Origin of the sequence: Micromonospora sp. NPDC049836, from assembly GCF_044465125.1 — a bacterium.
Lineage (GTDB): Bacteria > Actinomycetota > Actinomycetes > Mycobacteriales > Micromonosporaceae > Micromonospora.
This window is the reverse complement of the sequence record NZ_JBITLH010000004.1, coordinates 40175-55035: the sequence shown is the minus strand read 5'-3', so window position 1 is coordinate 55035 and position 14861 is coordinate 40175. Positions and strand designations below refer to the sequence as shown.

The following is a 14861-nucleotide window of genomic DNA, read 5'->3' as shown; positions in this document are numbered from 1 at the left end:
GCGCGAACCCGCTCAGCGTTGCAGCGTCTGCGCCGCCAGACCGTACAGCGGAACGGCGCCCGCCGCGCCGAGCAGGGCGACGGCGGCCGTCACCGCCACCGTGACGCGCGGCCCGCGCTCCGCTCCGGGCCGGAGCCGGGGACCCGGCGGGCCGGGCGGCAGGGTCAGGGCGGGCACCAACCAGCGCAGGTAGTAGAAGAGACTGGCCACGGTGTTGGCGGCCGCGACCAGCACCAACCAGGCCAGCCCGCCGTCCCAGGCCGCGGTGAAGACGGTCAGCTTGCCGGCGAGGACCGCGGTGGGTGGCGTACCGACGAGCCCCAGCAGGCAGATGGCCAGCGCCGCGGCGAGCCACGGCCGGCGGCGGGCCAACCCGCGGTAGTCGTCGAGGGTGTCGTGCGGCTCGGCGGCCAGCACCGCGAACGCGCCCAGGTTCGTCACGGCGTACGCGGCGAGGTAGACCAGCAGGGCGGGCAGCGCGCGCTCCCCGCGGCCGGCGACCGCCACGGCCATCAGCAGGTAGCCCACCTGAGCGACGGCGGAGTACGCGAGCAGCCGGCGAGGATCCGCCTGGCCGAAGGCGGCGAGATTGCCCAGCGTCATGGTGACCGCCGAGAGCACCGCGACCAGCAACGGCCAGTGCACCCGCTCGGCGGGCACCGCCACGTCGAACAACCGGTACGCCGCCAGCAGGCCCCCGACCTTGGGCACGGTGGTCAGCAACGCGCCGGCCGGGATCGAGGCGCCCTGCACGGCGTCGGGTACCCAGAAGTGCCCCGGCACCGCGCCGATCTTGAACAGCAGCCCCGCCAGCACACCGACCACTCCGACCGCGACGGCGGTGGGCGGCGCCGCGGCGAGGCCGGTGGCCAGCCGGTCGTAGTCGCTCGCCCCGCCGGCGAGCGCGGTCAGCAGGGCCGCGCCGGCCAGCAGGCCGACCCCGGCGAGCGCACCCATCAGATAGACCTTGAGCGCCGCCTCCGCCCCGCGCCGGTCGCGTCCCCAGCCGGCCAGGCCGGACAGCGGCACCGACGACAGCAGGTACGCCACGGCCAGCAGAAGCAGGTCCGAGGCACCGGCGAGCAGCACCGCGCCGAGCACGGCGAGCAGGGTCAGGACGTAGAACTCGGTCTCCCGCCGGTTGCCGGCGACCCGGCCGGCGGCGATCCCGACGACGAGCAGCCCGGCCACCGGGATCAGCAGCCGGGCCGCCGTGGTCGCGGCGTCGAGGGCGTAGGTGTGGGCGTAGACGGTGCCACCGGCGTCCAGTGCGGCGAGGGCGGCCAGCACGGTGGCGAGCAGCGCGCCGAGGGCGACCAGCCGGGCCACCCACTGCCGGCCGCGGGGCAGGAACGCGCCGGTGAGCAGGGTGGTGACCGCCCCGGTCAGCAGCAGCAGCTCCGGCAGCAGGGCGAAGGGCTGCTCGTTCACCGGCTCACCAGGTCGGTCACGGCGCGGGCGGCCGGCTCCACCACGTCCAGCAGTAGCCGGGGGAAGACCCCGATGAGCAGCGCCAGCGCCAGCAGCGGCACGACCGCGGTCGTCTCGGCGACGGTCACGTCAGCGGTTTCGGACAGCCGGTGCCGGGCGGGGCCGAGGAAGATCCGGTGCAGTGCCCAGAGGAACAGCCCGGCGGTGACCAGGATGCCCGGCAGCGCCAGCGCCACCGCCACCGGCGCCGAACCCAGGCTGCCGGCGAAGATCTGGAACTCGGCGATGAACCCGGAGAAGCCGGGCAGGCCGAGGCTGGCGAAGGCGGCCACCGCGGTCAGCGCCGCGAACCGGGGAGTGTCGCCGGCCAACCCGCCGTAGGCGTCCATGCCGTAGGTGCCACCCCGGTGGTAGAGGACGCCGGCGAGCAGGAACAGCGCGGAGGTGATCAGTCCGTGGCTGACCATCTGGGTGACCGCCCCGGTCACGGCGACCGCGCGGGCCTGCGCGTCCGAGCCGGCGACCAGGCCGGCCGCGCCGACCGCCAGCACGATGTAGCCCATGTGGTTGACCGACGTGTACGCCACCATCCGCTTGAAGTTGGTCTGCGCCAGGGCCACCAGCGCCCCGTACAGCACGCTCACCACGCCGACCACGACGATCACCCAGGCGTACCGCCGCCAGGCCTCCGGCAGCAGCGGCATGGCGATCCGGACGAAGCCGTACGTGCCCATCTTCAGCAGGATCCCGGCGAGCACCGCCGACCCGGCGGCCGGCGCGTCGGTGTGCGCCGGGGGCAGCCAGGTGTGGAACGGGAACGTCGGGGTCTTGATCGCCAGCCCGAGCAGCACGGCCAGCAGGACCAGGCCACCCACGCTGCCGGCCACCGGCGGGTCGCGGGTCAGCGCCACGATGTCGAAGGTGTGCGGCCGGGCGGCGACGTAGAGACCGATGAACCCGAGCAGCAGCGCCAGCGAGCCGAGGAAGGTGTAGAGGAAGAACTTCAGCGCCGAGCGGCGGGCGTCCGGGCCGTGCCCCCAGCCGGCGATCACCGCGTACATGCCGACGATGGACAGGTCGAAGAAGACGAAGAACAGGATCAGGTCGAGCGAGACGAACAACCCGAGGCAGGTGGTCTGCAGGGCGAGGAAGAGCGCGGCGAACTGCCGGGGCCGGTGCTGGCGGCGCAGCGAGTAGACCGCGCAGGCGGCGAAGACGACCGCGGTGAGGGCGAGCAGCGGCAGGGACAGCCCGTCCACACCGACGTGGTAGCCGGCGCCGGCGCCGGGAATCCAGGGCCGGTTCACCTCGTACGCGAGCCCCCTCCCCGGGTACGCCCACCAGGCGCCGAGCACGGCAGCCACCTCTACGCCGCTGACCGCGATCCAGATCCAGGAGACCGCCCGGTCAGGCAGGTCCCGCCAGAGCAGCAGGACCACCGCCACCGCCAGCGGTGCGAAGACGAGCAGGGAGAGCATCGGTCACCTCGCCAGCAGCAGGATCAGCACGGCGGCGCCCAGGGCGACGACCAGCTGGACGTAGTACTGGTGCACCAGCCCGGTCTGCGGCCGCCGGGCCAGCGCGCCGAACCGCCGGGCCAGCCCGGCGAGCCGGCGCACCACGCCGTCCACGCCGTGGTCGTCGACGCGGGCCAGGACGGCGGCCAGCCGCCGGGTACCGGTCGGCACGCCGGTCACGCCCCGGTCCAGCGTGGCGTCGTCGAAGCGGGCGAGACCACCGGCGAGGGCGACGCCGGCGCGTGGCACGGCGTGCACCGCCCGGTCGAGCAGCTGGTCGTCGAAGCGGGCCAGCGCCCGCGCCAGCGCGAGGGTCGGTCGGAGCACCAGCAGCCGGGCCGCCGACTCCAGCCCGAGCCAGCGGACGGCCCAGGCCGGGGCGGGCAGCCGGTCGGGCGCGGCGACGGCCACCGCCAGCCCGGTCGCGGCGAGCAGGCCGGACAGGACCAGCTCGGCGGGGCGCGTCGGTGGGGCGGGGCCCAGCCCGACGGTCTGGGCCACCCGTTCGGCCAGCGGCGGCAGGGCCAGCACGCCGAGAATGGCCGCGCCGGCCGCCAGGGGCACCAGCGGCAGCCGCTGCCCCAGGACGATCTCGCGGGTGCCACGGCGCTCGGTGTCGTATCCGGACTCGACGCCCGGCGGCGCGGGGCGCAGCACCAGGGCGAGGGCGCGGCCGGCGTACAGGGCGGCGAGCAGGGCGCCGGCCAGGCCGAGGAGGTACAGCGGCAGGGAGCGCTCCCGCGCCCCGGCGAGTACCTCGTCCTTGGTGCTCCACAGGGCCAGCGGGGGCAGCCCGGCCAACGCCACGGCGCCCGCGGCGAAGGTCAGCCCGACCAGCGGATACCGGCGCCCGGCGCCGCGCAACGCGGACAGCCGGCGGGTGCCCAGCGCGGTCAGCCACGCCCCGGCGGCGAGGAAGAGCAGCGCCTTCGTGGCGGCGTGGGCGACCAGGTGGGCGGCGGCACCGGCCGGTGCCACCGCGGCGCCGAGCACCACGTACCCGAGTTGGGCGCTGGTGGAGGCGGCCAGGAGTTGCTTGAGGTCGGCCTGGGCGAGCGCGACCGCGCCGAGGGCGAACGCCGTCGACGCACCGCCCCAGGCGGCCACGTCCACCGCCCAGCCGGCGGCGGCGAGCAGCGGGTGCAGCCGGATGAGCAGGTAACCGCCCATCGCCACCATGGCGGCGGAGTGCAGCAGGGCGCTGACCGGGCTGGGGCCGAGCATCGCGCGGGACAGCCAGAACGAGAACGGCAGCTGGGCTGCCTTGCCGAAGCCGGCGGCCAGCACGCCGGCGGCGGCCAGGTCCCGCCAGCCGGCCGGCAGCGCGGAGAGCCCGGCCAGGTCGAGCGTGCCGGCACCGGCCAACGCGGCTCCGGCGGCGAGGTACAGGCCGAGGTCGCCGACCCGGGTGGTGAGGAACGCGGTGGCACCGGCGGTCACCGCGTCGGCGCGCCGCCAGTGGAAGGCGATCAGGGCGTACGACATGGCGCCCATGACCTCCCAGGCGAGCAGCAGCACGGGCAGGGTGGTGGCCGTGGCGGTGAGCAGGACGGCGGCAAGGAAGACGAGCATCAGGCCGTGGAACCGGGACCGGTCCCGGTGGATCTCGGCGGCGGCGTACGCGAGCACGAGCAGGGCCACCGCGGCGACCGCCGGTACGACGAGCGCGGCGAGCCCGTCCACGGCGAGGCCCCAGCGGGCACCGGCCAGGAACGGGGCGTCGGCGGCCGGGCGGGTCACCGCCACCACGCCGGCCAGCGCCGCCGCCAGCGCGGCGACGGCGAGCGCGGTGGGGGCGGCGATCCGGTCGGCCCGCCGCCCAGCCAGCAGCAGCACCCCGCCGGCCAGGGCCGGCAGGGCGACCAGGGCCCAGAGCGCGGTGGTCATCCCCGCAGTTCCCCGGCCATGTCGGTCATGTCGGCGTCACTGCTGCGGAACAGCAGGGTCACCACGGCGAAGCCCATGGCCATCTCCACGGTCATCGCGGTGATCACCACCAGGACCAGGACCTGCCCGTCGGGCTGCTGCGGGGCCAGGAACCACCAGAGCGCGGCGGCGGCCACGATCACCCCATTGATCATGAGTTCGAGGCCCATCATCACCATCACCACGGCCTGCTGGCTGAGCGCGCCGTAGAGGCCGACGCTGATCAGCGCGGAGGCGAGCAGCAGGAACATCGGCAGCGTCACGACGCCTCCTCCCCCTCGGGACGGGCCGGCGACTCCGGGCGGTCGTAGCGGCCGCGGGCGGTGGCGAGCACCAGCGCGGAGATCATGGTGGCGAAGAGGACCGCGGACACGGCCATCATGACCAGCATCTTCGACCCCATGATCGCCTCGCCCAGGGTGCGGGTCGGATCAGCGGATGGCCCGCCGGGACGGGTGGGCCAGGGCACGAGCAGCGACCCGGCGGCGAGGACGACGAAGGTGACCACCGCGATCACGCGGGCGCCCCGGCGGTTGTGCAGCATCGACATCGGCATCAGCCCGGCCGGGTTCATCATGAACATGATCATGAACACCGCCATGATCGCCATTTCCATGACCATCATCAGGACGGTCACCGCACCGAGGTAGCCCAGGTCGAGCAGGAGCAGTTCCCCGCCGACCGCGACGAACGACAGCGCCAGCGCGAACGTCGCCCGGGCCATCGAGTTCACCCGGAACACGGCGCCGCCGGAGGCCACCGCGACCAGCGCCAGCGCGACGAAAACCACGACGGTCATCTCAGTCCCCCCGCACGGCGAGCACGGCCACGACGAGCACCTGCAGCAGCGTGGCGGGCAGCACCACCAGCCAGGCCGCCCGCATCAGCCGGTCGGCGCGCAGCACCGGGATCCGGCCCCGCAACGCGACCAGGGCGGCCAGCACCGCGAGGGTCTTGACCAGGCTCCACAGCCAGCCGGGCAGCAGCGGGCCCGCTCCGCCGCCGAGGAAGAGCGCGACCGCCATCGCGGCGCCGGCGGCCAGCAGCGCGTACCGGCCGGCCAGCAGGACGAGGCGGTCCACCCCGGACGGCTCGGCCAGCACCCCGCCCGCGAGATCCCGCCCGTTCGGGTAGGCGAACGGCCCGTTGAGGCTGAAGGCGAGCACCGCGCCGAGGAAGACCAGGAAGGCCACCGGCATCGACACCACGAACCACCGCTCCCGCTGCGCCGCCACCACCTCGGCCACCCGCAGGCTGCCGGCCGTTACCGCCGGCGCCGTCAACGCGAACATCAGCGGCAGCTCGTAGCCGAGCGCCTGGGCGAGGAAGCGGTAGCCGCCGACCAGCCCGTAGGCGCTGTTCGCGCCCCAGCCGGCGAGCCACACCGCGGCCCAGAGCAGCACGTCCATGGCGTTGAACCAGACGACGCCGGCCGGCAGGTCCGCCACCACCCGGTCGCCGAGCGGAACCACCACGACCATCAGCAGGGCCACCACCAGCGGGCCGGCCAGTCCGAGCCGCCACAGCAGCAGATCGGCTGCCACGATCCGCCGCCGGCGCTGCCGCAGCAGCCGGCCCGCCTCCCACAGTGGCCGTCCGGCCCGCTGCGGGACCGGGCCGCCGGCCGGGTCGAGGACGCCGGCCAGCACCGCCGCGGCCAGCGCGACGCAGAGCAGCACGCCGGCGGCCACCGGCACGCTCCACCACGGACCGGCGGTCACCTCGGCACCCCCAGGGCCGCCAACTCGTCCGGGTCCGGATCGAAGGAGGCCAGCACCAGTCGGGCGGCGGCCAGGTCGAGTCCGACCATGAGGCGGGTCGCGGCGGCCAGCCGGGCCGGCTCGTCCCGCGCGGGTCCATCCCCGGGCGCGGTCCGGGCGGGCTCGGCGCCGGCCAGCAGCCGGTCGGTCGCGGTCAGCCAGCACCGCCAGCGCGCCGTGACGTCACCGCCCGCCGCCGCGCCGACGCCGGCCCGGTCGGCGTCCGCCGGGGCCAGCGCCCCGAGCCCGTCGGTGGCCCAGCGCAGGGCCCGGGAGCGGCGGGCCCGCCGATCGAGGCGACGGAAGCTCCGGTACGCCTCGGCGACGGGCACCCCGTCGATCAGGTCGTCGCGCAGCCGGCGGGCGCTCGCCGCCCCTGCCGGCCAACCGGCCACCGCCCACAGCCGGCCGAGCGAGTCCAGGTGGGCGGCGGCCCGGCGGCGCCGGCGCACCTCGGGGTCGTCCGCGTTCCAGTACGGGCGCGCCACCCCGGACGCGGGAGGAAGCACCCGAGCGCTGGCCTGCTGCACCACGTCGCCCTGCAGGGTCAGCTCGACCACCAGCCCGGCCGGCCAGTCCGCCAGCACGGGGCCGAGCGCGAGGTGCAGGACGTCCAGCTTCAGCCCGTCCCGGTCGTCCGCCCGGTCGGCCATCATCAACTGGCCCGGCATGGACATCCCGCCGTGCCCGCCGCCCTGCTGGTGGTGACCCTCGTGGCCCTGGCCGTCGTCCCCGTCGTGGTGCGCGGGACCGCCGCGGCCCTGGGCCCCGCCCCCGTCGCCATGGCGCGCGCGACCGCCGTGGCCCCGGGTCCCGCCCTCGTCGTCGCCCCGGTGCGTGGCTCCGCCGTCACCGCCCGGACCGGGGTCCGCCGGCTCCCGGCCCGCCGCGCCGAGCCGGTGCGCGGCCCCCCGCAGCGCGTCGCCGGCGCTGGCCGGGTCGACCACGTCGACCCGGGCGCGGGGTCCGGGAAGCTGAGCCCACACCCGCTCGATTGCCGCCGCCAGCTCGAGGCCCGGCTCGCCCGCCACCACCAGCAGGTCCGCGTCGGCCGGGGAGGCCGCCAGCGGCCATCCGTACCGGCGGGCCCGCGCCTCCACGGCGAGACGGGCGGCGGTGGCGCCGGGGACCGCGGCCAGCAGCAGGTGCGGCCGGCGGGCCGCCCAGGCGGCGAGGCGGTTACCGATCAGGCCCACCGCAGCGCCCCCTCCCGCCAGGCGTAGACCACGCCCGCCATCAGCAGGCCGAGGAAGACGAACATCTCCACCACGGCGGGCGTGCCGACCTGCGCGACGACCACCGCCCACGGGTACATGAACAGCATCTCCACGTCGAAGGCGAGGAAGAGCAGGCTGACCGCGTACCAGCGGGCGTGGAAGCGGGACACGGCGTGCTCGCGCGGCGGCAGCCCGGAGCGGAACGCCGACACCGTCGCCGCGTCCGGGGTCACGGCGGTGCGCAGCTGCACGAGGTAGAGCGTGCCGACCAGGGCCGCCGCCATCCCGAGCATGGTGAGCACCGGCAGGTACGCCGCCACCTGTCCCGCCCCCTTCACCGCGTCGGTCTCGTCGTCCTCACCCTGCCAGCCGGTCTCGCCGGCTGCCGGGCTTCGCGGCCGATCAACGCTGTCGCTGCCGGGGCAGCGCCGCCCGGGCCCGTTCCTGCCGCAGGTCGTACGCGGGCCGCTCGGAGCGGATCCGGGGCATCCGGTCGAAGTTGCGCAGCGGCGGCGGCGAGGACGTCACCCACTCCAGGGAGAGGCCGTGGCCCCACGGGTCGGCCTCGTGCACCACCGGCCCGAACCGGTACGAGCGCCACACGTTCCACAGGAACGGCAGCACCGAGGCGCCGAGCAGGAACGATCCGAGGCTGGAGATGGTGTTCAAGGTGGTGAACCCGTCCTGGGGCAGATAGTCGGCGTAGCGGCGGGGCATGCCCTCGGCACCGAGCCAGTGCTGCACGAGGAAGGTGACGTGGAAGCCGGTCATGGTCAGCCAGAAGTGAAGCCTGCCCAGCCGCTCGTCGAGCATCCGGCCGAACATCTTCGGGAACCAGAAGTAGATGCCGCCGAAGACGGCGAACACGATCGTGCCGAAGAGCACGTAGTGGAAGTGCGCCACCACGAAGTACGAGTCGTGTACGTGGAAGTCCAGCGGCGGGCTGGCCAGCAACACACCGGTCAGACCACCGAGCAGGAAGGCCACCAGGAAGCCGAGCGCGAAGAGCATCGGCGTCTCGAAGGTGATCTGCCCCCGCCACATGGTGCCGATCCAGTTGAAGAACTTGATCCCGGTCGGCACCGCGATCAGGTAGCTCAGGAAGCTGAAGAACGGCAACAGCACCTGGCCGGTGGCGAACATGTGGTGCGCCCAGACGCTCATCGACAGGGCGGCGATTCCGAGGGTGGCCCCGACCAGGCCCCGATACCCGAAGACGGGCTTGCGGGAGAAGACCGGGACGATCTCGGTGATGATGCCGAAGAACGGCAGCGCCACGATGTAGACCTCGGGGTGCCCGAAGAACCAGAACAGGTGCTGCCACAGCAGCGGGCCGCCGGTCGCCGGGTCGTAGACGTGCGTCCCCAGCTCGCGGTCGGCGAGCGCGGCGAGCAGCGCGGCGGCCAGCAACGGGAACACCAGGATCACCAGCACCGCCGTGACCAGGATGTTCCAGGTGAGGATCGGCATCCGGAACATGGTCATGCCGGGGGCCCGCAGGGTCAGCACGGTGGTGATCAGGTTGACCGCGCCGAGGATCGTGCCGAGACCGGACACGACCAGCCCGACCAGCCACAGGTTCGCCCCCACGCCCGGCGAGTGCGCCGCCCCGGCGAGCGGCTGGTACGCCGTCCAGCCGAAGTCGGCGGCGCCGCCCGGGGTGACGAACCCGCCCAGCACCAGCAGGCCGCCGAAGAGATAGAGCCAGTAGGCGAAGGCGTTGAGTCGGGGAAAGGCCACATCCGGGGCCCCGATCTGCAGTGGCACCAGGTAGTTCGCGAAGGCGAACACGATCGGGGTGGCGAACAGCAGCAGCATGATCGTGCCGTGCATGGTGAAGAGCTGGTTGTACTGCTCCGGGGAGAGCAGCTGCATGCCCGGGCGGGCCAGCTCGGCGCGCATCACCAGGGCCAGCACGCCACCGACCAGGAAGAAGCCGAATGCCGTGGTCAGGTACATGATGCCGATCTGCTTGGCGTCGGTGGTGCGCAGCAGCCGGCCCAGGGCCGAGCCGCGTAGCGGCCGGCGCACCGGCCCGACCAGGGTGACCGTCCCCGGCGCCGTCCACAGGTCCATTCGCCCTCCGTCGCCGCTGGAATGTCCGACGGGAGAAGCGGTGTCCGCTGTCAGCGGCCGCCAAACCCGGTAGGCCGCTCAACCGGCGGGACCGCCGTGCGGCCGCGCGGGATCCGTCAGGCGAGACCTGCCCGGCAGACGGGTCCCGCTCCCGGGGCGGCGTCAGTCTCCGGTGGACGGCGTCCCCTGTCCGGGGCTGAGGCCGAGGCCGACGAGCTGGCGGACCGCGATGATGGCGGCCGCGCTGAGCAGCTGGTCCAGGGACGGCGGCAGGGCCAGGCGAAGTAGACCGGCGGCGAGCCACAGGTCGAGCGCGACCCGGAGCGCCAGCCGGCCGTCGCGGGTGGTGGCGAGGGCGATCAGCCCCGCGAGCAGCCCGGCGGCGACGCAGGCCAGGGATGCGTAGCCGACCAGCGTGCTCACCTGGACCGCCCCACCGGGTCCGCCGGCTCCCGACCGGTGCGGGGGCGAGGCGTCGCCTCGTCCACGGGGTCCCGCGCCCGGTCCTCCCGGGCCAGCTCCGCGCGCTCCCGGCTGATCTCCCGGGCGAGGAAGAAGTTCAGCGCCGTCCGGATCGCGGCCACCGCCGCCAGCTCGGCGATCTCCCGCGGCGCAGGCTGGTTCAGCGGCCGGCCACCGCCCCCCGCACGCCGGTCACCCGCCCGGACCGGTCCACCACCGGTTCGGCGACGAGACGAACCGGCCGCGTCCGGCCGTGCCGACGCAGGGTGAACACCACGTCGACCGGTTCCGCCCGCTCGGTGAGGGCGTGCAGCGCCGCCCGCAGCGCCGGCGCGTCGGCCGCCGCCGCGCAGCGGTGCAGGGCACCGAGCGCCAGCGGCCCGTCCGCCCGGTCCCGCGCCAGAATCCGGTACGCCCGCGGCGACCACTCGATCCGGCCGGTGGCGAAGTCCCACTCGGTCCAGCCCACGTCGCCGGCGCGTTCCAGCCGGGCCACCCGGTCGGCCGTCCGGCGCTGCTCGTCGTGGTAGCCCCAACTGGCCAGCAGCCCGTCGCCGAACGGGACGGCGCGGAGGCTGAACAGCACCGGGATCGGGCGGGGATCGGCGGCCTGCCACACCGGTCCCGGACCCCACCGGAACGGGAGCCCGTCGCGCAGGGCCCGGGCGCAACCGGCCACGATGCCGTCGTCGGCCGCTGACGGGTGCACGTCGAGCAGATGCCGCCCGGTCAGCGCCGCGGCGTGCCGCCCCACCGCGTCTGTCGCCTCGGGACCGCACCGGTCGAAGCGCCAGTCGACGATCTCACCGCCCCGGTCCCGCACCGGGCACCAGAGCGCGACCGGACCGGGGAGCGCGTCGAGTACGGTCTCCACCCAGTGCACCGCCGGTGCCGGCGACAGCGCGGACAGGCGGCGACCGGCCACCTCCGCGACCGCGGCCACGTACCCCCGGGTCGCGACGTCGAGCTCGCGATGCTCGCTCCAGCTGATCGCGGCCACCCCGAACGTGTGGCCGGACCGGCGCAGCGGCAGGCAGGCCCGTACGGCGGCGCCGCCGATGAAGTCGTAGCCCTGGCGGCGGGCCTCGTCCCGGGTCAGCCACAACGGCCGCCCGTCCACGGCGGCACGCAGGAACGCCATGTTGATCGAGCCGGGCGCTCGCTGCCACCGGCTGGCCACGGATCGGGGCAGCCCGTACGACCCGGCCAGCCGGACCGCGCCGTCCGGTTCGAGCACGCCGAGCAGGGTCGAGGCCGCCCCCAGGTGACCGACCCCCTCCCGACAGAGCGCCTCGGCGAGCGCGTCGGGGTCGGTCGCGGCCGCCATGGCGGCGCGGGCCAGGTGGTATCGGGCGGCGGCCGCCCCGACCAGCGGCGGTCCGGTCAGCTCTCCGTCCGGTGCCGAGGGTGGCGGACGCTCCAGGTAACGGTCCGGCCGGAACGGTTCCGGCCTGGGCGTGGGCGCCGATGGCGGCGCGGCGACGCCCAGGAGGCCGGCCGCCACCTCCACGAGCCGGGTGTTGGCCTGCTGCGACATCCGGGTGAGCTGCGCGAAGGCCTCCTCCGGTGAGCAGTTCAACCGGGCGATCAGCAGGCCGGTGGCCTGCTCCACCACCGCGTGGGAGCGCTGCGCACGCCGCAGCCCGTCCAGTTCGCGGCGGAGCCGTTGCACCGTGCCCACCAGTGGTGCGGCCGGCGTCGCCGCCCGCCGCCGTCGCGTCACGTCCCCACCTCGCCGTCTGCCCGCCAGCACCCTCGCCCGACCCTATCGCCGCCCACGCGGGCCGGCACGGCGGCGCCGCGCGCCGGGAAGCCGCTGGGCGGCCCGCTCCGGTGTCACCTCGACCGGCCGTCGGGGCGGCCGCCGGCACGCAGGTCACCAGCCGGGTCAGCCCGGCCGCCCGGAACATCGCGAACACGTGCGAGGGCAGGTTGACCACGGTGAGGCGGGCCCGCACGTGCGCGCACGCCCGCCCGATGTCGACGACCGCCCTGGCCAGGCGGGGTGATCCGGTGGACACCCGGCGCAGGTCGACCACGAGCGCGCGCGGCCGCTCGACCACGGTCAGCCGGGTGAGCCGCTCGCGCACGAGGTCCGCGCCCTCCTCGTCGACGACGCCGCACACGGTCACCACGGTGGCGTCGCCCACCCGGCGCGCCGTCACGGTCGGCACGCTGCGGACATCGTTCGGCGCGGGCTCGTCCTCGGCGGACAGGTCGCGGCGCAGCAGCGCCAGCGCACCGCGCAGGATTCGCGACACCTGCATCTGCGAGACGCCCAGCAGGCCGCCGATCTGCTCCTGGGTCTGGTTGCCGTGAAAGTACTGGATCACCACACGGCGCTCCCGCTCCGGCAACCGGCGTAGCGCTGCCCGCAGGTCCAGCCGGTCGCCGACCCCGTCGACCCGGAGGTCCCGTTCGGCCAGCAACTCCTCCCGCACGGCGGACTCTTCGCCCGCTCCGCCGGGGCGGTGCAGTGACACGCTCCCGTACGCCTGGCCGGCCACGAGCGCCTCGACGACCACGTCGGGCGGGACCGCGAGGTAGTCCGCCACCTCGTCGACCTCCGGCCGGCGTTGCAGCCGGCAGGTCAGTTCGGTACGGGCGGCGGCCACGCACAGGTAGCGTTCCTGCAGTCCACGGGGCATCCGCACCCCCCACCCGTGGTCCCGGAAGTGTCGTTTCAGCTCCCCGAGGATGGTCGGAGTGGCGTAGCCCCCGAACGGCACCCCGCGCCCGGGGTCGTAGCCGTCGACGGCCTTGATGAGGCCGTAGCAGGCCACCTGGGTCAGGTCTTCGAGCGGCTCGCCGCGGTGGCTGAAGCGGCGGGCGAGGGCCGCGGCGAGCGGTTGATGCATCTCGACCAGGCGGTGCCGGGCCTGGCTGCGCTCGGCGGGCGGGCGGCCGGGGTCGTGCAGGACGGCGAACAGGTCCTCGGCGCGGGCAGCGGACGCGAGTCCCGGCGGGGCGGTGCACGCGGACATGGTCATGACGGCCTCCCGAACGGTGGCGGGGCAGGGGCGACGGCGCACGGATCCGCTACCGGCCGCTGGGCAGGCAGGCGGGAGCCCGGGCGGTGCGCGCTGAGCCGTCAGGTGGAGCAGGTCCTGGTGCCGTTCGTCGACACCGCGGCGTCGAAGCGCGGGCTGTGGTTGATCGCTTTCCTGAACGCGGCGGGTCAAACCCCGCGGCGGAGAGCCGTTATCGACGCGAGACCCGACGGGCCGGATCGTGGCCGCCGTCGGATGCCAGCCCGCCGGTGGCGTACCAGCGCCGGCCCGGCATCGCGGTCACGCCGTGCACCAGCGTGCTCAGGGCGACGACGAGGCTGCCCGCCGTCCACAGCAGCGGGTCCCGGGCACCCTCGTCGCGCGAAAAGGTCAGATAGAACAGGGCGGACACCCCGATCGGACCGAACCAGCCGAGGAAGAGCAGGTCCCGCCAGCCCAGCCCGAGCGGCACCTTGAGGGCGAGGACCACGGGCAACCGCCGCAGGAGCAGCACCGCAACGGCGAAGAGCGGCAGCCGCCATCCGGCGTCGATCCAGTCGCGCCACGGCAGTTCGACGCCGAGCAGGAAGAACAGCGGCAGCACCAGGTAACGCGTCAGCGAGTCGTCCAACGTCTGCTCGGCGACGCGCGCCCGGTCACCGATGGCCGCGTTGTAGGCCAGCCCGGTGCTGAAGGCGGCCAGGATGCCGTCCGTGTCAACCGCGCGCGCCACGCCGAGCGCGGCGACGCCCAGCAGAACAGCGAAGATCACCAAAGAGCCCTGGTCGAGGGTTTCCCGTCGGCTGGCCGCGCGGACCGCGTGTCCGGCGAGCCAACCGAGCACGCCACCGGTGATGACCGCCCCGGCCACGCCCCACGCGGCGGACCACACCTCGTCACCCCACGGCTGGGCGCCGACCCCGGCCAACCCGAGAACGACGAGCGGGAAGGCCAGACCGTCGTTGCCACCGGACTCGCCGCTGATCACCTGACGCAGCCGCGCCGGCAGCTGCCGTTCAGCCGGGCCTCCGGAGACGATGCTGGAGGCCAGGACCGGATCGGTCGGGGTCAGGCAACTGCCCAGCAGCACTGCGACGGCCAGCGGCACGCCGAGTAGCAGGCCGGACAGGCCGGCGGTCACCAGGGCCATCCCCACCATGCCGGCGGAGAGCAGCACCAGCACTGGTCGGAGCACGGCCCGGTAGTCCGCGATCGGGAAGCGGAGAGCGACCGCCATCAGGGAGACCGCGAGCAACGCCCGGCCGACCTCTCGCATCAGCTCCGCGCCCAGTTGGTCCGCCACGTCGATCAGGCCGAGCACCGGACCCGCCAGGACCCCCAGGCAGAGGGCGAGTAGAGGCTCGGTCAGCACCGTGCGGCGGATGGCACTCGACCAGAAGGCCAGCAGGACGGCGAGCACCCCGACCAGGGCATAGCTGAGCAGAAGCGGATCCACCGCGACGCGCTACCCGCTGCGGGGGC

Annotated in this window: 12 protein-coding genes and 2 pseudogenes; all 14 read right to left on the bottom strand. The window is 74.9% G+C overall.

Annotated elements, in window-relative coordinates:
- Positions 1 to 12: 12 nt before the first annotated feature.
- The 14 genes and pseudogenes from ACIBPB_RS11870 to ACIBPB_RS11805 all read right to left on the bottom strand — a co-directional run bounded on the left by ACIBPB_RS11870 (position 13) and on the right by ACIBPB_RS11805 (position 14835).
- On the bottom strand, positions 13 to 1431 hold the full coding sequence (locus tag ACIBPB_RS11870; RefSeq protein WP_396839563.1) for an NADH-quinone oxidoreductase subunit N: 1419 nt from the start codon (positions 1429 to 1431) through the stop codon (positions 13 to 15).
- Complete coding sequence (locus ACIBPB_RS11865; protein ID WP_396839561.1) at positions 1428 to 2909, bottom strand: NuoM family protein; 1482 nt, start codon at positions 2907 to 2909, stop codon at positions 1428 to 1430. Before ACIBPB_RS11865 ends, ACIBPB_RS11870 begins: the two co-directional genes overlap by 4 nt.
- Positions 2910 to 2912: 3 nt before the next feature.
- On the bottom strand, positions 2913 to 4835 hold the full coding sequence (locus tag ACIBPB_RS11860) for a proton-conducting transporter membrane subunit (protein WP_396839560.1): 1923 nt from the start codon (positions 4833 to 4835) through the stop codon (positions 2913 to 2915).
- The gene (locus tag ACIBPB_RS11855; RefSeq protein WP_396840088.1) at positions 4832 to 5125 is read right to left on the bottom strand and encodes an NADH-quinone oxidoreductase subunit NuoK; all 294 of its coding nucleotides are present in this window, start codon (positions 5123 to 5125) and stop codon (positions 4832 to 4834) included. The genes ACIBPB_RS11860 and ACIBPB_RS11855 overlap by 4 nt, the downstream gene beginning before the upstream one ends.
- 8 nt (positions 5126 to 5133) lie before the next feature.
- The gene (locus ACIBPB_RS11850; protein ID WP_396839559.1) at positions 5134 to 5673 is read right to left on the bottom strand and encodes an NADH-quinone oxidoreductase subunit J; all 540 of its coding nucleotides are present in this window, start codon (positions 5671 to 5673) and stop codon (positions 5134 to 5136) included.
- Between the two features lies 1 nt (position 5674).
- Complete coding sequence (locus ACIBPB_RS11845) at positions 5675 to 6595, bottom strand: NADH-quinone oxidoreductase subunit H (protein ID WP_396839557.1); 921 nt, start codon at positions 6593 to 6595, stop codon at positions 5675 to 5677.
- Positions 6592 to 7830: a hypothetical protein gene (locus tag ACIBPB_RS11840; RefSeq protein WP_396839556.1), complete on the bottom strand. Its 1239-nt coding sequence runs from the start codon at positions 7828 to 7830 to the stop codon at positions 6592 to 6594. Before ACIBPB_RS11840 ends, ACIBPB_RS11845 begins: the two co-directional genes overlap by 4 nt.
- Entirely contained in the window at positions 7821 to 8144 is a 324-nt protein-coding gene (locus ACIBPB_RS11835) for an NADH-quinone oxidoreductase subunit A (protein ID WP_396840087.1), read from the bottom strand. Before ACIBPB_RS11835 ends, ACIBPB_RS11840 begins: the two co-directional genes overlap by 10 nt.
- Before the next feature lie 109 nt (positions 8145 to 8253).
- A complete protein-coding gene (ctaD, locus tag ACIBPB_RS11830) occupies positions 8254 to 9927 on the bottom strand; it encodes a cytochrome c oxidase subunit I (protein ID WP_396839555.1) in 1674 nt (557 codons plus the stop codon).
- A 162-nt stretch (positions 9928 to 10089) separates the two neighbouring features.
- Positions 10090 to 10350: a hypothetical protein gene (locus ACIBPB_RS11825; protein ID WP_396839554.1), complete on the bottom strand. Its 261-nt coding sequence runs from the start codon at positions 10348 to 10350 to the stop codon at positions 10090 to 10092.
- Positions 10347 to 10544 (bottom strand): annotated as a pseudogene (locus ACIBPB_RS11820) (DUF1622 domain-containing protein); the annotation flags it as partial. The gene ACIBPB_RS11825 and the pseudogene ACIBPB_RS11820, both read right to left, overlap by 4 nt.
- Positions 10545 to 10549: 5 nt before the next feature.
- Positions 10550 to 12112, bottom strand: coding sequence for an ANTAR domain-containing protein (locus ACIBPB_RS11815; RefSeq protein WP_396839553.1), 1563 nt, complete (start codon positions 12110 to 12112; stop codon positions 10550 to 10552).
- Between the two features lie 160 nt (positions 12113 to 12272).
- Positions 12273 to 13373, bottom strand: a pseudogene (locus tag ACIBPB_RS11810) (SigB/SigF/SigG family RNA polymerase sigma factor); the annotation flags it as partial.
- Between the two features lie 217 nt (positions 13374 to 13590).
- Entirely contained in the window at positions 13591 to 14835 is a 1245-nt protein-coding gene (locus tag ACIBPB_RS11805) for a cation:proton antiporter (RefSeq protein WP_396839552.1), read from the bottom strand.
- Between the last annotated feature and the right edge of the window lie 26 nt (positions 14836 to 14861).

Coding starts and splice junctions, on each gene's coding strand:
- ACIBPB_RS11850 (WP_396839559.1), bottom strand. CDS start 5,673: ATGACCGTCGTGGTTTTCGTCGCGCTGGCGCTGGTCGCGGTGGCCTCC.
- ACIBPB_RS11835 (WP_396840087.1), bottom strand. CDS start 8,144: ATGCTCGGGATGGCGGCGGCCCTGGTCGGCACGCTCTACCTCGTGCAG.
- ACIBPB_RS11860 (WP_396839560.1), bottom strand. CDS start 4,835: ATGACCACCGCGCTCTGGGCCCTGGTCGCCCTGCCGGCCCTGGCCGGC.
- ACIBPB_RS11855 (WP_396840088.1), bottom strand. CDS start 5,125: ATGTTCCTGCTGCTCGCCTCCGCGCTGATCAGCGTCGGCCTCTACGGC.
- ctaD (WP_396839555.1), bottom strand. CDS start 9,927: ATGGACCTGTGGACGGCGCCGGGGACGGTCACCCTGGTCGGGCCGGTG.
- ACIBPB_RS11865 (WP_396839561.1), bottom strand. CDS start 2,909: ATGCTCTCCCTGCTCGTCTTCGCACCGCTGGCGGTGGCGGTGGTCCTG.